Source organism: Streptomyces sp. NBC_00483, from assembly GCF_036013745.1.
In the GTDB taxonomy this organism is placed as follows: domain Bacteria; phylum Actinomycetota; class Actinomycetes; order Streptomycetales; family Streptomycetaceae; genus Streptomyces.
This window is the reverse complement of record NZ_CP107880.1, coordinates 857,055-875,971: the sequence shown is the minus strand read 5'-3', so window position 1 is coordinate 875,971 and position 18,917 is coordinate 857,055. Positions and strand designations below refer to the sequence as shown.

Annotated in this window: 17 protein-coding genes; 6 read left to right on the top strand and 11 right to left on the bottom strand. The window is 71.3% G+C overall.

What is annotated here, in order from left to right; genetic code table 11:
* Window positions 1-27 precede the first annotated feature (27 nt).
* Genes egtD through egtA form a run of 4 tightly spaced genes read right to left on the bottom strand, consistent with a single transcriptional unit; the run spans window position 28 to window position 4,398 of the window.
* Window positions 28-1,002, bottom strand: coding sequence for an L-histidine N(alpha)-methyltransferase (gene egtD, locus OHA73_RS03755; RefSeq protein ID WP_327654160.1), 975 nt, complete (start codon window positions 1,000-1,002; stop codon window positions 28-30).
* On the bottom strand, window positions 999-1,754 hold the full coding sequence (gene egtC / locus OHA73_RS03750; protein ID WP_266717409.1) for an ergothioneine biosynthesis protein EgtC: 756 nt from the start codon (window positions 1,752-1,754) through the stop codon (window positions 999-1,001). The genes egtD and egtC overlap by 4 nt, the downstream gene beginning before the upstream one ends.
* Window positions 1,754-3,103, bottom strand: coding sequence for an ergothioneine biosynthesis protein EgtB (gene egtB, locus OHA73_RS03745; RefSeq protein ID WP_327654159.1), 1,350 nt, complete (start codon window positions 3,101-3,103; stop codon window positions 1,754-1,756). Before egtB ends, egtC begins: the two co-directional genes overlap by 1 nt.
* Window positions 3,100-4,398 carry an ergothioneine biosynthesis glutamate--cysteine ligase EgtA gene (gene egtA / locus OHA73_RS03740; RefSeq protein WP_266717412.1) on the bottom strand — a complete coding sequence of 433 codons (1,299 nt, stop codon included), beginning with the start codon at window positions 4,396-4,398 and terminating at the stop codon, window positions 3,100-3,102. Before egtA ends, egtB begins: the two co-directional genes overlap by 4 nt.
* 228 nt (window positions 4,399-4,626) lie before the next feature.
* Between egtA and OHA73_RS03735 the strand changes: the two genes are divergently transcribed.
* Window positions 4,627-5,544 (top strand): TIGR02452 family protein, encoded by a 918-nt coding sequence (locus tag OHA73_RS03735; protein ID WP_443063026.1) that lies wholly within the window; start codon window positions 4,627-4,629, stop codon window positions 5,542-5,544.
* Here the strand turns inward: OHA73_RS03735 and OHA73_RS03730 are convergent.
* Window positions 5,529-5,984, bottom strand: coding sequence for a type II toxin-antitoxin system PemK/MazF family toxin (locus OHA73_RS03730; protein WP_266717416.1), 456 nt, complete (start codon window positions 5,982-5,984; stop codon window positions 5,529-5,531). The genes OHA73_RS03735 and OHA73_RS03730 overlap by 16 nt on opposite strands.
* A gap of 71 nt (window positions 5,985-6,055) precedes the next feature.
* Here OHA73_RS03730 and OHA73_RS03725 point away from each other — a divergent pair, with 71 nt between their 5' ends.
* Together OHA73_RS03725 and OHA73_RS03720 are read left to right on the top strand one after the other, a co-directional pair.
* On the top strand, window positions 6,056-7,129 hold the full coding sequence (locus OHA73_RS03725; protein WP_327654158.1) for a glycosyl hydrolase family 18 protein: 1,074 nt from the start codon (window positions 6,056-6,058) through the stop codon (window positions 7,127-7,129).
* Between the two features lie 71 nt (window positions 7,130-7,200).
* Window positions 7,201-8,241, top strand: a complete 1,041-nt coding sequence (locus tag OHA73_RS03720) for a LacI family DNA-binding transcriptional regulator (protein WP_327654157.1) — start codon at window positions 7,201-7,203, stop codon at window positions 8,239-8,241.
* Window positions 8,242-8,346: 105 nt separating this feature from the next.
* Here OHA73_RS03720 and trxA read toward each other — a convergent pair whose 3' ends face one another.
* On the bottom strand, window positions 8,347-8,760 hold the full coding sequence (gene trxA / locus OHA73_RS03715) for a thioredoxin (protein ID WP_266717420.1): 414 nt from the start codon (window positions 8,758-8,760) through the stop codon (window positions 8,347-8,349).
* Window positions 8,761-8,911: 151 nt separating this feature from the next.
* Between trxA and OHA73_RS03710 the strand changes: the two genes are divergently transcribed.
* Window positions 8,912-10,339, top strand: coding sequence for a dihydrolipoyl dehydrogenase family protein (locus OHA73_RS03710; protein WP_327654156.1), 1,428 nt, complete (start codon window positions 8,912-8,914; stop codon window positions 10,337-10,339).
* 51 nt (window positions 10,340-10,390) lie between these two features.
* Here the strand turns inward: OHA73_RS03710 and OHA73_RS03705 are convergent, their stop codons facing one another.
* A complete protein-coding gene (locus OHA73_RS03705) occupies window positions 10,391-11,239 on the bottom strand; it encodes an IclR family transcriptional regulator (protein WP_327654155.1) in 849 nt (282 codons plus the stop codon).
* Between the two features lie 70 nt (window positions 11,240-11,309).
* On the opposite strand from OHA73_RS03705, the gene OHA73_RS03700 reads away from it, so the two are divergent.
* Window positions 11,310-12,272: an amidohydrolase family protein gene (locus tag OHA73_RS03700; RefSeq protein WP_327654154.1), complete on the top strand. Its 963-nt coding sequence runs from the start codon at window positions 11,310-11,312 to the stop codon at window positions 12,270-12,272.
* Window positions 12,273-12,374: 102 nt separating this feature from the next.
* A complete protein-coding gene (locus tag OHA73_RS03695; RefSeq protein ID WP_327654153.1) occupies window positions 12,375-13,820 on the top strand; it encodes an amidohydrolase family protein in 1,446 nt (481 codons plus the stop codon).
* Window positions 13,821-13,941: 121 nt separating this feature from the next.
* Here OHA73_RS03695 and OHA73_RS03690 read toward each other — a convergent pair whose 3' ends face one another.
* From OHA73_RS03690 to OHA73_RS03675, 4 genes are all read right to left on the bottom strand, one after another.
* Window positions 13,942-15,381: an amidase gene (locus OHA73_RS03690; RefSeq protein WP_266717434.1), complete on the bottom strand. Its 1,440-nt coding sequence runs from the start codon at window positions 15,379-15,381 to the stop codon at window positions 13,942-13,944.
* Window positions 15,378-17,084: an MFS transporter gene (locus OHA73_RS03685; RefSeq protein WP_327654152.1), complete on the bottom strand. Its 1,707-nt coding sequence runs from the start codon at window positions 17,082-17,084 to the stop codon at window positions 15,378-15,380. The genes OHA73_RS03690 and OHA73_RS03685 overlap by 4 nt, the downstream gene beginning before the upstream one ends.
* Window positions 17,085-17,268: 184 nt before the next feature.
* Window positions 17,269-17,988: a heparin lyase I family protein gene (locus tag OHA73_RS03680; RefSeq protein ID WP_266717438.1), complete on the bottom strand. Its 720-nt coding sequence runs from the start codon at window positions 17,986-17,988 to the stop codon at window positions 17,269-17,271.
* Between the two features lie 64 nt (window positions 17,989-18,052).
* Window positions 18,053-18,631, bottom strand: a complete 579-nt coding sequence (locus OHA73_RS03675; RefSeq protein WP_267072149.1) for a peptidoglycan-binding domain-containing protein — start codon at window positions 18,629-18,631, stop codon at window positions 18,053-18,055.
* Window positions 18,632-18,917 lie beyond the last annotated feature (286 nt).

Sequence of the window (18,917 nt, the reverse complement as noted above, 5' to 3'; positions counted from 1 at the left end):
GAAGAGCCCCGTCCAGAAGGGCCCCGCCTAGAAGGGCCCGGCCGACGCCCTGCTCAACGACAGCGCGAACCTTCCCTCCTCGTCCGTCCACCAGTGGCCCAACTCAAGGCCCACGTCGTGAAGTTCCGCCTTCACGCCCTCCTGGCGGAACTTCGCCGAGACCTCCGTGCGCACCTCCTCGCCCGCCGCGAAGTCGACCTCGAGGTCGAGGGCCGGGATCTTCACGGTCTGCGCCGTGGTGGAGCGCAGCCGCATCTCGATCCACTCGCACTCGGCGTTCCACAGGGCGACGTGCTCGAACGCGTCGGGACGGAAATCGGCGCCGAGCTCGCGGTCCATCACGGACAGCACGTTCTTGTTGAACGCGGCCGTGACGCCCGCCGCGTCGTCGTACGCCGCCACCAGCGTCGCCTCGTCCTTGACCAGGTCCGTGCCGAGGAGGAAGAAGTCGCCGGGGGAGAGCAGGCCGCGCACCGCCGTCAGGAAGGCCGACCGCTCGTCCGGCAGCAGATTGCCGATCGTGCCGCCGAGGAACGCGACCAGGCGCGGCCCGGGTGTCTCCGGCAGCTCCAACGAGGCCGTGAAGTCGGCGACCATGGCGTGGATGTCGAGCGCGGGCCGCTCGGCGAGGAGCGTGTCCGCCGCGCCGCGCAGCGCGCTCTCGCTCACGTCCACGGGCACGTACGTCGTGAGGTCGGTGAGCGCGTCCAGGAGGTGGCGCGTCTTGTCGGACGAGCCGGAGCCCAGCTCGACGAGCGTGCGCGCACCGGTCGCCGCGGCGATCTCGTGGGCGCGCGCGATAAGGATCTCGCGCTCGGCGCGGGTCGGGTAGTACTCGGGCAACTGGGTGATCTCGTCGAAGAGTTCGCTGCCGCGCGCGTCGTAGAACCACTTGGGCGGCAGTGTCTTCGGGGAGCTGGTCAGGCCGTGCTGGACGTCGGCCCGAAGGGCTGCGTCGGTGGCGTCCTCGGGCAGGGTGCGGGTCATGCGGAACGGGCTCACGCGGAGGGCTCCTTGAGCGGGGTCAACAGGACGTCGGTGCGGCTCGCCGCGAGCAGCGTGCGGTCGGGGACCTCGATCCAGTGCGGATCGTCGTCGTAGGGCTCGGAGGCGACGACGACGGAGCGGCCCGGCTCGGTGCGGTACCACAGGGTGTCGCCCCAGGCCGTGGCGGTGATCGTCTCGCCGTTGGTGAGCAGGAAGTTGAGGCGGGCGGTGGGTGCCGCCTCGGCGATCTCCAGGGTGGTGTCGGCGAGCGCCTGCGCCTCCTCGTCGCCCGCCCGCAGCCGGTGCAGGACGAGCGCCCACAGGAACGCCGCGTCGCAGCGGGCCTCCATGGAGAGCAGGTCCGTCGGCGGCAGGGTGGGTGTCAGAGAGGTCAGGGACTGCGGCCAGCCCGGTACCGCCCCGTTGTGGCTGAACAGCCAGGGCCCGGTCGCGTACGGGGCCGCTGCCGCCTCCCCGTCCGCCCCGGCCAGCGTCGCGTCACGGACCGCCGCGAGCAGCGCCCCGGAGCGGACCACGCGGGCCAGGTCCTGGTAGGCCGCGTCGCCCCAGATGGGTCCCGCGCGGCGGTAGCGGGCGGGCACCGGGTCGCCGTCCGCGTACCAACCCACCCCGAATCCATCGGCGTTGACCGTGCCGTGGCGCTGCCTGCGTGGCGCCCAGGACTGCCGGAACAGGCTGTGCGGCGGCGCGTCGACGACCTCGCCGAGCGGTACCGGCGGCCCCAGATAGGCAAGATGACGGCACATCAGGCACGCTCCAGTGGCTCGGCGTCGCACGCCGTGCGGAACCCGGAGAAGATCTGCCGCCGGATCGGATGGTCCCAGTTGCGGAACGTGCCCCGGCACGCCACCGCGTCCACGGCGAACGAACCACCGCGCAGCACCTTGTGGTCGGACCCGAAGAACACTTCCGAATACTCGCGGTACGGATACGCCACGAACCCCGGGTAGGGCAGGAAGTCGCTCGACGTCCACTCCCACACGTCGCCCATCAACTGCCGTACGCCGAGCGGGGATTCGCCGAGTTCATAGCTGCCGGCCGTGGCGGGCCGCAGGTGGCGCTGGCCCAGGTTGGCGCGGTCAGGCGTCGGGTCCGTGTCACCCCAGGGATAGCGCATCGAACGGCCCGAGGCCGGGTGGTGGCGGGCCGCCTTCTCCCACTCCTCCTCGCTCGGCAGGCGGCGCCCCGCCCACCGCGCATAGGCGTCGGCCTCGTACCAGCTCACGTGCAGCACCGGATCGTCCGGCGGCACGGGCTCGGTCACCCCGAACCGCCTGCGCAGCCACTGCCCGCCCTCGCGGCGCCAGAACAGCGGCGCCTCGAGGCCGTGTTCGCGCACCATCGCCCAGCCGGCCGGCGCCCACCAGCGCTCCTCCCGGTAGCCGCCCTCCTCGACGAACTCCATGTACGCGGCGTTCGTCACCGGCGTCGTGTCGATGTGGAACGGCGGAACCAGGCGGGTGTGCGCGGGACGCTCGTTGTCCAGGGCCCACGGCTCGGCCGTCGTGCCCATCGTGAACGGCCCGCCGGGGACGAGGACTTCGGCGGGACCGTCGTACGGACGCGCCCGGGGCTCCGGGTCGGGCGCGGTGAGCGCCGCGCCGCCCTTCCTCAGCTGATGCGTGATCAGCATCGTCTCGTCGTGCTGCTGCTCGTGCTGGGCGATCATCCCGAAGGCGAAGCCCGAGCGGGTGAGACTCCGCATCCCCTCCGGCTCGAACGAGGCCTTCTCCAGCACATCGAAGGCGCGCCCGCGGACGTCCGCCGCATAGCCGCGCGCCTCATGCGGCGCGAGCAGCGGCAGGCTCGGGCGCTCCGAGCGCGGGTGCTCGAAGGCGTCGTACAGCGGGTCGATCTCGGGGCGGATCGCCTCCTGGCCCGCGACCGCGCGCAGCAGCCACTGCTCCTCCTGGTTCCCGATGTGCGCGAGATCCCAGACGAGCGGTGACATCAACGGCGAGTGCTGGGCGGTGAGTTCGCCCTCTTCGACACAGCTCGTCAGCAGTGTCGTGCGGCGCCGGGCGGCCTCGAGTGCGTCCGCGGCGCGGCCGCGAAGCGCCTCCGGGTCCGTGGTGACATTCTCCTCAGCGGTCATGACCGGACCGTCCTCCCCTGAGCGGGTTGTCGCGTGAGCTGGTCGAGCACGTCGTCGGCGGGGCAGCGGCCGCGGACGACATAGCGGCGCGTGAAGTCCGCGACCGCCTGCCGCACGTCCGGGCCCGCGCCGATCCTCGGCAGTGCTTCCAGCGCCGTCGTGAAGCAGGCCGTGGCGGCCTCGCGCAGCTCGGGATCGGTGAGGCCGAGCCGCGCCGCGTCGTGCCACAGCGGGTTGTGCGGAGCGGGCTGCGGGCCCGCGCGCTCCGCGAGCGGCTTGACCGCGCGGTACGCGGTCTCGGCGGCCTGCGGGTCGTCGAACAGGGCGGTGGTGACGGCGAGCGGCACCAGCCACCCGTCGTCGCCCGACTGCGCGTCGATCATGCGCAGTTCGAGGTGTCCGCGCGGGCGCACGGGCGGGAAGAGGGTGGTCAGGTGGTAGTCGAGATCCGAGTGGGCCGGCGGCCGCGGCTCACCCGTGCGCGCCCACTCGCGGAAGGTCAGCCCGTCCGGCACCTGCCACGGCCCGTCCTCGGCACGCACGCACATCACGGGCGCGTCGAGCACGTGCCGTGCCCATGCCTCGCGCGGATCGAAGTCGAGGGGTACGCCGCCGGAGCGGCCCACGTCGATCCGCTCCCACAGCAACTGCCGCGTGGAGCGCCAGCCGGTCGGGCGCCCGGACAGCATCGGCGAGTTGGCGAAAGCGGCCACCAGGACCGCGCCCAGCAGATGCGCGAGCCGCCAGCGCCTGCCGAGCCCCTGCGGGCCCGGCTCCTCGTGCCCCGCGTCCAGACACACCTGCACGGACGCGGACGAGCACATCATGGAGCGCCCGGCGGGCCCGGCACGGTCGAGTGACGCCTCCAGGGCGTCGTAACGGGGTTGATGGAGAACGCGCCGCGGGGGGAGCCACGGGTCGGTGCCGTGTCCCGACAGGGTGAGTCCGTGGCCGCGGAGCGCGGCGCGCACGGCGGTCAGGTCGGCCCGCATGGCCGAGACGCATTCGGTGAGGGAAGAGGCGGGGAGCGAACTGAGTTCCAGCTGCCCGCCGGGTTCCACGGTGAGCGCCGAGCTCAGAGGCAGGGCGCGCAGTGCGACGTACGCCGCATCGAGTCGTTCGGGTGGTAAGGGGTGCCACGGCTTCAGCAGGGGCCGCGGCTCGTGCACGATCCATTCCAGCTCGACCCCGACCTTGCGCGGTGGTCCGGTTTTGAAGCAGATGCCCCGTACCAGAGCCTCCGCCTCGGCCTCGGTGACCAGCTCACCGAACGCCGTACAGTCTCCCTCGCTCATGGGGGATTCCTCCTGGTTCGCACGTTCTCCATGGTCCCTGGTGGGGGCCATGCCGTCGATTCGGCCCGTGGTTCGGGCCCCTTCCGGGCGATGCAGACCCTCCACCCAAGACGGTTCGGGCGGCTCGCACAAGAGTGCCTCTGGACATCCCCGGGACTTGTCCGGCACTTGTCCGGGCACGGCGAAAACCTGTTGCCCGAGCAGTCACTGTGCGTACACGATGGATTCATGAACACGACGGGGGGAGACGACGGGGGACGCGGCGTGAGCGCACGACTGCGCGAGCTCGCGCGGAGCACGGAGAAGATCGTCGACTCGGGGGAGTACGCGGGCGACGGGGGCCGCGTGGTGACGATCGGCGCCGCGGTGGAGCGGGCGCGGGCGGGCACCAGGATGTACGGGCCCGACCCGGTGCCCGTGCCACCGATGCCGCCGGTGTCGCCGGTGACACACGTATCGCCCGTGCCGCCGGCGTCGTCTGCGGACCGGACGCGCGTCGAGGTCACGGGCGAGAGCAGCCTGGAGGCGGCGCGGCGCATGGTGGGGGAGCGGCCGCAGCCGGTGGCGGTCCTGAACTTCGCCTCGGCGCGCAACCCCGGAGGCGGCTACCTCAACGGAGCGCAGGCCCAGGAAGAGGCGCTCTGTCGTTGCTCCGCGCTGTACACGTGCCTCATCGAGGTGCCCGAGTTCTACGCCCACCACCGCGAGCACCGCGACGCCTTCTACAGCGACCGGGTCATTCACGCGCCGGCCGTCCCGGTGTTCCGTGACGACCAGGGCCGGCTGCTCGACGCGCCGTTCGAGGCCGGCTTCCTGACGTCACCCGCGCCGAACGCGGGAGTGATCGCGCAGCGCACCCCGGAGCGGGTGCACGAGATACCCGCGGCCCTGGCCGCGCGCGCCGAGCGTGTGCTGGAGGTCGCCGCGGCCGAGGGGTACCGGCGGCTCGTCCTCGGAGCCTGGGGCTGCGGGGTGTTCCGCAACGATCCGGGGCGGGTGGCCGAGGCCTTCCGCGCCCCGCTCGAAGGGCGTTTCGCGGACCGCTTCGAGCAGGTCGTGTTCGCCGTTCTCGACCGGACGAAGGGCGCGGCCACCCGCTCCACGTTCGAGCGGGCCTTTCGCGCTGGCGGTCAGCGCCAGCCGTAGCGCTCCCGGAGCCGCAGCACCACCGTGTTGAACCGGCCGCGGTCCAGGGCGCAGGCCTCGCGGCGCATCCCCTTCTCGTGCACGCGCAGCACGCGGTCGAGGTCCACCCACGAGTCCCGGCCGTCCCTGTCCCAGGGGCCGGAGCCGAGCGCCACCCACTCGCGGTCGCCGTCGTGCCGCTTGCTGGACAGCTGAACCGCCAGCAGGGTGCCCGCCGCCTCCCGGGCGACCACGAGCACCGGGCGGTCCTTGCCGCGCCCGTCGTTCTCCTCGTACGGCACCCAGGTCCACACGATCTCGCCGGGATCCGGGTCGCCGTCGTGCGCGGGCGCGTACTCGGTGCGCACCGCGCCGACCCGTGTCGGCTCGGCCTCCACCGTGGCCGTCGCGCCGCCGCGGCCGGGGTGTTCGTATGCATGGTCATCCGTATAGGCAGTCACGCGGGTCACGTTAGACGCCGACCGGCCCAATCCCTGCGGCGGGTACGCCGGATGGGTCGCAGGCTCGCCCCATGAAACGACGTCACACCACCGTCCTCAGCGTCCTCGCGGGGACCCTCGCCCTCACCGCCGCGGCGCCCGCCGGGCCCGCCGCATCCGAGGCCGCGCCCCCGCGCACCGTCTCCGCCTGGCTCCCGTACTGGGACCAGGAGGCCGCCTACCAGAACGCCCTCGCCCACGCAGCGCAGATCCGCACCATCAGCCCCTTCTGGTACGAGACGAAATCCGCGGCCCGCGTCGCCGGCCACACCGGCGCGGGCGAGCGCCGCATCATCAACGGACTGCACGCCCGCGGCATCCAGGTCGTCCCCACGGTCATGGAGACGATGAAGCCGAGCGCCTTGGCCAAGGTCCTGAACAACAAGAAGTCCCGCACCCGCCACATCGACGCGCTCCTCGACGTCGTCCGCAGCCGCGCCTACGACGGGCTCGACATCGACTACGAGTCGATCGCCACCGCCCCCGACGACAAGTACCGTGCGGTGCGCGCCGGTTACACCACCTTCGCCACCCAACTCTGCGCGCGCCTGCACGCCTCCGGCAAGAAGTGCTTCCTGACCGTGATGCCCAAGACCCGTTCGACGGGCCGCATCTGGGACTACAGGAAGCTGGGCGCCGCCGCCGACCGCGTGCGGATCATGGCGTACAACCTGCACTCCGCGGAGGGCAAGCCGGGACCGCTGGCCTCGCCCCAGTGGTACGACGAGATCCTGTCCCGCGCCACCACCCAAGTCCCGCGCGCCAAACTGGAGATGGGCCTGCCCGCGTACGGCTGGAACTGGAAGGTCGGCGGCCCCCACGGCGGCGGCAAGCACCGCGCCCGGCACGTCACGTCGAAGTCCGCCGAGGTGCTGCGTCGCAAGGTCGGCGCCCGCTACGTCCTCGACCCGGAGTCCCGTACCCCCCACTTCACGTACAAGGAGGGCAAGGGCAAGAAGGCGACCCGCCGCACCGTCTGGTACCAGGACGCCGCCGGCACCGCCGCACACCTCCCGGTCCTGCGGAAGTACGGCGTACGGAACACGGTCCTGTGGGCGCTGAACTTCGAGGACCCGAAGCTGTGGAGGACCTTGGCGCGGGGCTGAGCCAGGGGTAGGGGCCAGGGGCAGGGGGTAGCCGAAGCCGCTGGGCGGCGTCTGCAAGGATGCCGTACGTCATGGTGCAGATACCGAAGCAGCAGTCCGCCCAGCCGTCCGTGCCCCACAAGGCCGCATCCGGCGCCCTGCCCACGAGCGCCGATGTCGCACGCCTCGCCGGGGTCTCGCGCGCCACCGTCAGCTACGTCCTCAACAACACGAGCGCGGTCCGCATCAGCGAGCCGACCCGGCGGCGCGTCCACGCGGCCGCCAAGGAACTCGGCTACGTCCCGCACGCCGCCGCCCGCAGCCTGCGCGCGGGACGCACCCGGATCGTCCTCGTGCCCACCCCCGACGTCCCGATCGGGCCTCTGTACAGCGCCTTCCTCAACGAACTCCAGTGGGCGCTGAGCCGCCTCGACTACACCGTCGTGCAGTACGGCAGCGTGGGCCTCAGCGGCGACGACGCCGCGCGCGCCTGGGCCGAGCTGCGCCCCGTCGCCGTGCTGGGCCCGGTCGGAATGGGACCCGACGGCATCGCGGTGCTCCGCCGCTCCGGGGCCCGCGCGGTCATCACGCTCGGCCCGGAGCCGGTCGAGGGCCCGCACGCCCTGCTCACGGACCACCGGGAGGTCGGCCGCGTCGCCGCCGCGCATCTCCTGAACGGTGGCCGCCGGCGTATCGGCGTCGTCATGCCGAAGGAGACGGGCCTCGACATGTTCGCGGTGCCGCGTCTTGAGGGCGTACGCGAGGCGGGCGCGGAGACGGTCCCGCTGCCCCTCGCGTACGACGAGCAGGACGCGTCCCAAGTCGCAGCGCAGGTAAGCGAGTTGGGGCTCCAAGCCGTGTTCGCTTACAACGACGAGTACGCCATGCTGCTGATGCGCGCGCTCCAGGACGCGGGCGTCGACATCCCCGGCGACGTCGCCGTGATGGGCGCCGACGACCTGATGCTGGGCCGGCTGCTGCGCCCCCGCCTGAGCACGGTGCGCCTCGACCTGCCCTCGGGCCGGGAGCTGGCCGAACTGGTGGACCGCCTGGTCAGGGCCCCGGAGGAGGACACGGAGCCGGAACCGCGCGAGGCGCTGGCGGTGACACTGGTGGCACGCGAGTCGGCCTGACGCGCGCGCCCCACCGGCAAGGACGCGGGTATGCCGCGAGGCGGCCGCCAAAAAGGCGACCGCCTCGGGTTCAGTCGAGTGACAGAGGGAGGGGGAGGAGGAGTCTCAGCCCTCCTGACCCTGACCCTGCCCCTGGCCCTCCTGCTCGGCCTTCGCCTGCTGCTCGGCGACCGACGCACGGACCTCGTCCATGTCCAGCTTGCGGGCCTGGCCGATGACGTCCTCGAGTGCCTCCTTCGGCAGCGCCCCCGGCTGCGCGAACACGGCAACCTGGTCACGCACGATCATCAGCGTCGGGATCGACTGGATCCCGAAAGCGGCGGCAAGCTCCGGCTGCGCCTCGGTGTCGACCTTGCCGAACACCAGGTCCGGATTGGCCTCAGCGGCCTCCTCGTAGACCGGGGCGAACTGCTTGCAAGGCCCGCACCAGTCAGCCCAGAAGTCGATCAGTACGAACTCGTTCTCCGTGACCGTCTGATCGAAGTTCTCCTTGGTCAGCTCCGTGGTGGTGCTGCTCATGGTGTTTTCCCTCTTCCTGCTTCCGGGGTTCGGGGCGAAGCCGTCGGGGGCAAAGCCGCTGTGCACAACCGTCCGGATGTCGGACGTATTCCGCGCTCGTACCCATGTGCTCGGCACGCACACATCCGACCACACTGAGACACTGGCGCGTATGACCGAAGCCATCGCGTACGACGTCGTAGTGCTCGGAGCCGGACCCGTCGGCGAGAACGTCGCCGACCGCGCGCGAGCCGGGGGACTGAGCGCCGCCATCGTGGAGAGCGAGCTCGTCGGAGGTGAGTGCTCGTACTGGGCGTGCATGCCCAGTAAGGCGCTGCTCCGCCCGGTGATCGCCCGCGCCGACGCCCGCCGGGTGCCGGGCCTGCGCCAGGCGGTGCAGGGCCCGCTCGACGCCCCGGCGGTCCTCGCGCACCGCGACGACTACACCTCTCACTGGAAGGACGACGGCCAGGTCGGCTGGCTGGAGTCCATCGGCATCGACCTGTACCGCGGCCACGGCCGCCTCGACGGACCGCGCGGCGTCACGGTCACCGCCGAGGACGGCACGGTGACTTCACTCACGGCGCGCCACGCGGTCGCCGTCTGTACGGGGACCCGCGCCGCTCTGCCGCCGCTCCCGGGCCTCGACGTGGTGAAGCCGTGGACCAGCCGGGAGGCCACGAGCGCGGACCGGGTGCCGGGCCGCCTCATCGTGGTCGGCGGCGGCGTGGTCGCCACCGAGATGGCCACGGCCTGGCAGGCACTCGGCTCGCAGGTCACGCTGCTCGTACGCGGCAGCGGCCTCCTGGACCGCATGGAGCCCTTCGCCGGCGAGCTGGTCGCGGACGCGCTGCGCGAGGCGGGCGCGGAACTCCGCACGGGAACCTCGGTGGCATCGGTGGAGAGGTCGCCCGCGGGAACGGTCACGGCAACCCTCGACGACGGCACGACCCTCGAGGCCGACGAGATCCTCTTCGCGACGGGCCGCGCGCCGCGCACGGACGACATCGGCCTGGAGACGGTGGGCCTGAAACCGGGCTCTTGGCTCGAAGTCGACGACTCCCTCCGCGTCACGAACAGCACGTGGCTCTACGCGGTCGGCGACGCCAACCACCGTGCCCTCCTCACCCACCAGGGCAAATACCAGGCCCGCATCGCCGGCGCCGCGATCACCGCCCGCGCCTCGGGCGTCCCGCTCCTGGAGACCGACCGCTGGGGCGCCCACGCCGCGACGGCCGACCACGACGCGGTCCCGCAGGTCGTCTTCACGGACCCCGAGGCCGCGAGCGCGGGCCTCACCCTCGCCGAGGCGGAGGCAGCGGGCCACCGCGTCCGCGCGATCGACTACGACATGGCCAACGTGGCCGGCTCCGGCCTCTACGCCGACGGCTACACGGGCCGCGCCCGCATGATCGTCGACCTCGACCGCGAGATCCTCCTGGGCGTCACATTCGTCGGCCCGGCGGTCGGCGAACTCATCCACTCGGCAACGATCGCCATCGCGGGCGAGGTCCCGATCGACCGCCTGTGGCATGCGGTGCCGGCGTATCCGACGATCAGTGAGGTGTGGTTGCGGTTGTTGGAGGTTTATAGGGGCTAGGCAACCGCCGCGGCGGGGGCAGGCGCACGTCGGCCCGGCCCGGCCGCAGCCTCACAGATCGGTGCCGGCGTCGCCGGGACGCGTCGTCCGCCGGCCGTCCTCGTCAAGACGACGCGAGATCGCCCGGGCCGTCGCCCGCACCGCCGGACCGTAGCCCGCCTCCGCGAAGCCGGTGCTGGGGGCCACCACCGACAACGCCGCCACCACCGCGTCCCCCTGCCGCACCGGCGCGGCCACGGTGGTCACCGGCCACGGGCGGCTCTGCCGGCCCAATGCGTGGTCGCCGCGCCGGACCTCCGCCAGCATGCGCCGCAGGTCGGCCGGGGTGCAGATGTCGTCGTGGCCCTCGCCGCCGGGGGCGTAGGTCGCGATGGCGTGGTCCTGGACGGGCGGCGGGGCGAACGCCAGCAGGACCAGTCCTGCGCCGGTGGACGCGAGCGGAAGGCGGCCTCCCACGCGGTAGCGGACGGGGCTGGCGTCGAGCGCCGAGAGCCGCTCGACGAGCACGGCCTCCTCGCCCTCCCGCACGGCGAGCAGCACGTGCTGCCGCGTGACGTGGAAGAGGTCCTCCATGAACGGCATGGCCACGGACCGCAGCCCGTGCCCGCGCGGCGCCAGGGACGCGGTCTCCAGCAGCCGCAGCCCCACGACGTAACGGCCGTCGTCGAGACGTTCCAGCGCACCGGCGTGGACCAGTGACCGGGCGAGCCGCAGCGCGCTGCTGCGGGGGATATCGCTGCGTTGCGCGAGCTCGGCGAGCGTCTGCGCACGGTGGTCGCTGTCGAACGTGCCGAGCACGGCGAAGGCCCGGTCGATGACCGGTTGCCCCTCGGCGGGCTTCCCTCCGCGTCGCGGCCGGGAGTCGCCGCCACCAGAACTCGGCGTTTCATTCATTGGCATCACCGATTCCATCCTACGGCGGCGTTCCTACGCTGGTTCAGGTACGGACCTGCAATCCAGGGAGCCCCGCATGACCCCGACCCCGGCCCCGACCGGCCTCATTGACGTCCACGCCCACTTCGTCACCGACAGCTACGTCGCCGCGGCCCGGTCCGCCGGCGTCGAGCACCCCGACGGGATGCCGGGCTGGCCCTCGTGGAGCGTCGAGCAGCACCTCGACCTGATGGACCGCTCGGGCATCGAGAAGTCCTACCTGTCGATCTCCTCGCCTGGCGTGCATTTCGGGGACGACGACGCGGCCCGTTCGCTGGCGCGCGAGGTCAACGAGTCCGGCGCCCGTGTGCGGGCCGAACGGCCGCAGCGGTTCGGCCACTTCGCCTCCCTACCGCTGCCCGACGTCGAGGGCTCGCTGGCCGAAGTCGCCCACGCCCTCGACGTGCTCCGTGCGGACGGGGTCGCCGTGGAGACCAACCACCATGGCGTCTACCTCGGCGACCCGCGCTTCGAACCGCTGTGGGAGGACCTCGACCGCCGCGGCGCCCTCGTCTTCGTCCACCCCACGTCACCGCCCAACGCCGATGATGTCTCCCTGGGGCGGCCGCGGCCGATGCTGGAGTTCCTCTTCGACACCGCCCGCACCGCCGGCGACCTACTCCTGCGCGGCGTACTCACCCGCTATCCGCGGATTCGCTGGGTGCTGACCCACGGCGGGGGAGCGCTGCCGCTGCTCGCCGACCGCATCGACTTGTTCAGCACCGTGTTCGGTGGCAGCAACAAGGACGCGCCCAGCGCCCTGGAGCAGCTCGGCCGCCTCTGGTACGACATGGCCGGCACACCCTTCCCGCGCCAAATCCCGGCCCTGGACGGCGCGTTCGGCACCGAGCGCCTCCTGTACGGCAGTGACTACTGCTGGACACCTGCCGAGGGAGCCCTCGCCCAGGTTGCCTCCGTCGACTCGGCGGCGCAGCCTTCCGCCACCGATACCTGGCGGGACCTCACGACCCGCAACGCGCGTCGCCTCTTCGCCGAATGACGGCCGCCCAGGCCCGAACGCCGCGATGACACGAAGACGACATCCCGCGATGGCACCAAGACCACATCTCGCGATGACACCAAGACGACATCAAGGAGAGACATGAGCAGGTACGTCGAGCCGTCCTCGGTCAACGGGCGCGTGGTGGTGCGCGACGTCACCGTGGTCGACCCGCTGGACGGGCGCCGCACCCCCGGCCAGGACGTGGTGGTCGAAGGCGGCCGGATCACGTCGGTGACCGCGACCGGTGCGCCCACCTCGGGCGCGCACGTGGTGGAGGGGCGGGGCCGGTTCGTCGTCCCGGCGTACATGGACATGCACCTGCACGCCCTGAACACCCCGAAGGACGTCGATGGCACGTACGCGTTGATGCTCGCCAACGGTGTCGTCGGCTTCCGCCAGATGTCGGGCAACCGGGCGCTGTTGAAGTCCCGGAGCATGGGAACGTTGCCGCAGCCGACCGGCGCGCCCGCGCTCAAGGCGACGGCCGGTGACCTGCTGACCCCGCTGAACGCGAGCACCACCGACGGTGCGGTGCAGGCCGTACGTGAACAGCACCGGGACGGCGCCGACTTCGTCAAGGCGGGCATGACGACCCGGGAGACCTTCCTGGCGGCTCTGAAGGAGGCGAACCGTCTCGGTATCCGTCTCGGCGGCCACCTGCCCGCCGACCTCGATCCTCGTGAGGCGGCCCACGGCGGTGTGTGGTCGATCGAGCACCTCGGCCCCGGTGTCACCGTGTTCGCCGCGGCGTCCTCGAAGGAGGGTGAGGTGCGGGCCACCAACGCCACCCGCAAGCTCCCGCCGATTCCCAAGGTCAAGATCCCGGGCGCCGACAAGCTGGCGATGAAGCTGATCAAGGGCATGGTCACCAACCCCGCGACCGCCACGTCCGAGACGGAGGCGCACGCGTACGACCTCGCCGACGGCACGTACGACCAGCAGAAGGCGGAGGAACTGGCGGCCCTCTTCGTCGAACACACCACGTGGCAGTGTCCGACCCTGATCCGGGTCCACACCCAGCAGTTCGGCGACTCACCGGAACACACCCAGGACCCGAGGCGCCGCTACATGGCCCCCGAGGAACTGCGTACCTGGGACAAGTCGTCGAAGAAGTTCTCCCAGCTCCCCGACGTCACCCGCGACGCGCTGCACAACCACTGGGCGGCCCAGCTGAGGATGACCAAGACCTTCGCCGACGCCGGAGTGCCGATGGTCGCCGGTACGGATGCGTGCGGGGCGGCGGGAATCATCCCGGGCTTCGCCCTCCACGACGAGTTCGACCACCTCACCGAGGCCGGGCTCGACCCGCTGACCATCCTGCGGATGACAACGACCGAAGCGGCCCGATTCCTGGGCGAGGAAGGCGAGTTCGGTCAGGTCGCCGCAGGTATGCCCGCCGACCTGGTGCTCCTCGACGAGGACCCGCTGGAGGACCACGCCGCTCTCCGAAGGATCGCGGGAGTGATGCGGGACGGCTCCTGGTGGTCCCGCGCCGAACTGGACGCCGTCCTGGAGCGCGTCGCGGCCAAGCCGGGCGCCCACTGATCGCGGGCGCTGCTGGAGGCGGCGTCGGCACACCGGTCGGGGGGCGGGTCATTTCCCGTCGTCCGTACCGGAGTTGTGATGGTGGACCAAGCGTTATGGTCGGCGGGCCCCCGAGCCGGGGTCAGTGTGCGGTCTGCAGGCGTGTGTACTGGTGGCGCCAGGGGTTTGCTTCTTCCAGTTGGGCGCTGAGCGTGATGAGTGTGGCCTCGTCCGCGGGCCGTCCTGCCAGTGAGACGCCGACCGGGGTCCCGGTGTGGGGTGTCCAGTACAGGGGGAGGCTGACGGCCGGCTGGCCTGTCATGTTGTACGGGCTGGTGAACGCGCTGAAAGCGCTCTGGCGATGGAGGTTCACCAACGGGTCGCCCGACTCGTCGAAGTGCTCGAGCGGCTGTGGCAGTGTTGCCAGGGTCGGTGTCAGTACGGCGTCATAGTCCTGCGTCGCGCGTACCGCCGCGCGTGACGCCCGGTGCATTGCGGTCAGTGCGGCCGCGAACTCTTCGCCGCTCACTCCGCGTCCGTATTCCCGCCAAGCCCGCGTCACCGGCCGCAGCAGCGCCTCTTGTTCGGTGTCGAGGACATGGCCGAGGGACTGCACACCCCATGCCGTCACGAAGTGGTCGCTGATCTCGGGGCCGAAGGGTGTGGGGATGTCCTCCACGGTGTGCCCGAGGCGTTCCAGGAGGTGAGAGGCGTGTTCCCAGGCGGCCAGGCACTGCGGGTCCACGGTGATGCCCTGCGCGGCAGGTGTCGCGTACCGGCCGATGCGCAGTCTGCGCGGGGGACGGTCCGCGTGGCCGAGGAACGATTCGCCGGACGGCAGCGGGGGTGCCCAGTGGGGGTCACCGGGTTCGGGCCCTGCCAGGATGTCGAGCAGTGCGGCCGCGTCGCGTACCGAGCGGGCCAGGGGCCCCTGCACGGACAGACCGGTCGCCTCGGCGCCGGCCGGCCCGGAACTGACGCGGCCACGTGAGGGCTTGATACCGAACAGTCCGCACACGCTCGCCGGGATACGGATCGAGCCGCCGCCATCGCTGGCGTGGGCGACGGGTACCAGCCCGAGTGCCACCGCGACGGCCGCGCCCCCGCTCGACCCGCCGGCCGACAGGGCCGGGTCCCACGGGTTGCGGGCCGGGCCCACGACGTCGTTGTCGGTGTAGCAACAGCAGCCGAATTCCGGGGTGTTGGTCTTGCCGAGGCTGATCGTGCCGGCGTTCCGCAGGCGAGTCACGCTGTGCGCGTCGAGGGTCGGTACCCGTGACGCGAAGGCCTTCGAGCCGAACGTGGTGGTCACACCTGCGGTGTCCACCAGGTCCTTGACGGCTGTCGGAACCCCGAACAGGGCAGAGGTGCCCCGCTGCGCGGCCGGCGTGGCGTCGGCGTGCGCCGCGGCGTCCAGCGCCGCCTCGTTCGTGCGGGTGATGAATGCGCCGAACCGCTTGTCGTGGGCGTCGGCGCGCCCGATGTGATGACGTACCAGATCCACGGCGGATACCTGGCCTGCGCGGACGGCGGCCGCCTGTTCCAGTGCGGTCAGCGCGTGCAGCTCGGTGGGGGCGCTCATGCGCGGGCACCTTCTTCCTCTTCGCTGTGCATCTCGGACAACTGCCGGGCCACGGCCTCCTCATGGTCACTGAGGTCCCGCCGCGCGTCCCGCGGCCGCCACCGACCCGACATGACGAACACGAAGGGCAGGAACAGTGCCTGCCCGCCCAGACACACCCACCACCACGCCTGCCACTGGCCAGGGGTGTCGGCGGTGGCCTGCTCGACCTCGGCTCCGTGTTCGCTTAGCACCTTCAGCTGTGGTGCCGCCTTCTGTACGGTCCGCAATCCAGCGGCACCGACTTCGTCCTGCGCGCGCGCCTGCAGCGCCGGCGGTACCTTCCCCGGTGCATACGTGTCGAGTTGGGCGAACAGCTTCGGGTGGGCCGCGCGGATCTTCAGCGCGGGTGCCGCCTGCACGGAGGCCTGCTTGACCTCGGCGCCGTGCTCGATGAGCGGGGTCGTCGAGTGCACGACGAGCGGCAGCAGGGCAGCGGAGAGGGCGACCGTGATCCGCACGACCCAGCCCCAGATCGCGAGCCCGGTCGCCGTGGCCGCCGGGTTGCGCCGCTCGACGGTCTCGGTGAAACTCGCCATCCACGGCGAGTAGGCCACACCACTGGTCACTCCGATCCCGACGACGATGAGAGCGAACGTGTAGTAGCCGGTGTCCGGTTGGGTGGCGCGCAGGGCGAACGCCGCCGTGAACCCGATCGAACCGAGTGCGCCGAGGAGCATGAAGGGCTTGCGCACCCGCAGCCGGTCGGACAGCAGCCCCGCGACCACCAGTGACACCGCGTTGGCCCCCCAGTACCAGTTGAGCAGGGCGTTCGCGCGCTGCGGTGTGTAGCCGAACGTGGTGGAGAAGTACAGCACGAAGTTGCCGACGGCCGCGTAGTACAGCATGAGGTACAGGCTGATGGCGACCGCCGAGCCGATCACGTCCAGGCGCATCATCTGCCGCCACTGCCCGTGCAGCGCCGCCTGCGTGTCGATGCCCTTGGCCCGTGCCTCGACCAGCGCACGGTCGCGCAGGCTCACCATGATCTGGTCGCGCAGTGCCGGCGCGAGTTCCCGCAGCCCGAACAACGCGACGACGAACAACACGAGTCCGCTGATCCCGGCGAAGCGGATCTCGTCCTGCCAGTTCGTCCCGCCCCCGTAGGTGCGGGAGGTCACCGCGGTGACGACGAGGCTGCCGATGATCGGCCCCATCGTCCAGTAGCCCATCGCGGAAGCGCGGCCGAGCTGCGGAGAGAAGTCACGGATCAGCGCCGGGGTCGCCACCAGGATCATGCCCTCGACGAGCGCGACGGCGCAGTATCCGAGCAGGTAGCTCACCTTGTCCGGCGCGTGCGGCAGCGCGAACGTGGTGAGCAGACCCACCACGAGCAGGCCGTAGACCACGATGTTGGCCCGTCCCCACCGGTCGGCGAGGCCCGCCGCCAGCGAGGCGAACGCGCCGACGGCGTTCGCCGCCACCGAGATGTACACGAAGTACCGGAACGACATGTCGTACTCGCCGATGATGGCGGTCGACACCGCGTACTGCACGTACAGCTGGTAGTAGAGAATGATCGTGACGGCCACCACGATCCCCAAGTACCAGTAGCGAGGCCCGCGTTCGGGATACCGGTCGAGCCGCCGGTTTCCGAGCAGACGCAGGGGCGCGCCCCGCCCGGTGGTACTCGGGTGCTGCGCCGCCGCAGGCGTGATCGACACCGTGCCTCCCAGTCCGGTTCCGTGAGCCCACGGCATGTTGACTGTGCGCGTGGAGTGGCCCGACGGTAGTACCGACTGGTTGGTATGGGGAAGAGGTCGGAGCCGAGGAAAGATCTCACGGACCGGCTGGGTCGAGTGTCCGGGTTCCTGCCTGCGATGTGCGTGGACCGGGCGGGTGTGTGGTTCAGTCGACGTCTTCCCGGGACGTCCCCATCTTCAGTCCGGCGACCCAGTTGATGGAGGCGGTGCTGGTGTCCGTGCCGAAGTAGGTGCCCCAGCGTGGCTTGTTGCCCAGGTCGTCCCAGGTTCGGGCCCCGGTGCGGGAGGCGAACCGGTTGCCGTCCTTGTAGACGGACAAGGTGCCCTGCCCCGCGGAGTCCGTGGTGATGCCCAGTTGGACGGAGTGCCAGGCGCCCTCGGTCCAGGGCGTACTGCCAATAGGGATCCACGTCTCGCCGGGTGCGACGTACCAGGCCTTGAGCTGCCCGTCCTCGACCTTCATGAGGACGGGATAGTTCTGGCTGTGCTGGTCGTTGGTGCCGTTGGACTTCCACTGGAACACGGTCTGCGCGTTGCCGGTCTTGGTCATCGAGTCCCAGCCGAACCAGTACGTGCTGTTGTTCTTGAACGTGTACTCGCCTGCCGAGGTACGCACGCTGTGTCCTTCGCAACGCGGCGTGCCGATGGGCTTGTTGAACTTGAAGAACGTGCCGTGCCCGTCGTTCCAGTTGCCCGTCGTGACGCTGCCGGGGCTGTCGCACAGCGTGGTGGCGAAGGCGCCCGTGCCCTGGGACGCGTCCCCGTCCCAGATGACGGCGGCGTGCGCGGTGGAGACGCAGAAGGTGATGGCGCAGCCGATAGCGGCCGCCGCAGTGGCGTATGCGCGCAGGGCGTTGCGGTGCATGTGGTCACCTTTCGGTGTGGGGGTGTGGGGGTGTGGGGGAGTGGAGGAGTGGGGGGAGTCGGAGTCAGGTGGCCGCGGTGGTGATCGCTGCGCGGGTCGCTGGTCCGTAGTGGCCGAGAGGCTCGGGTATGGCCTGTGCCTGCTGCATGCGGGCCACCGCGGCTGCGACGTCGTGACTGTAGTGGCCGTCCAAGGGGCCTGTGTAGAGCCTCAGTTGCCGCAGTTGTTCCTGTACCCGCACCACCGCGCTGCCGGTACTGCCGACAGCGAGGACATCCTGGTCTCCTTCGTCCGGATCCGGGGTCGTGTGTGGTCGGGAGGTGCCGGGGTTCGCCGGAGGAGCGGAGTGATGTGCGGGCTTGTCGGTGGGGGACGGTGGGCTCGCGGGAGGGTGTGGAGGGCTGGACACGTCGGGCTGGTGCGGGGCTGCCGCGTGCGGTCGGGTGGGTGCGGAGTCGTGCGTCGGGGCCAGGAACGAGGCCGTGGCCAGGGCGATCACGGCGGCGAACGCGTACCCCGGGCGCGGCAGCGGGATGCGTAGTGCCGGGGTGGCGGCACCGGTCGTCCGGTTCGCCGGGCCGGCCGTGCGGCGGCGCCCCTTGCCCGTCCTGCGGTGTGAGGTGGGTGCTGCGGTAGACGGCACGGGGTTGGTCGGTCCGGCCTCTGGATGTGACGACCTGACCGTCCTGCGTCGCCCGAGCCGTGGTGTCTGTGTCAAGTAGGCGGAGAGGGCGGGGTACATGGACGGATCAGGGGCGGTTGCTTCGGGACTCACGGGGCGAATCTAGTCGTCGGAGTGTCTTGAAACGATCGCTGAGGGCCCGGTCGGCGATCTTTAAGTCGGCCTTGAGATCCGGCTCAAGCACGGTTAAGCCCGCGATTCGGCGCGGCGGGAACCACCGGAGCCGACAACGTCTACGCGACCGCCA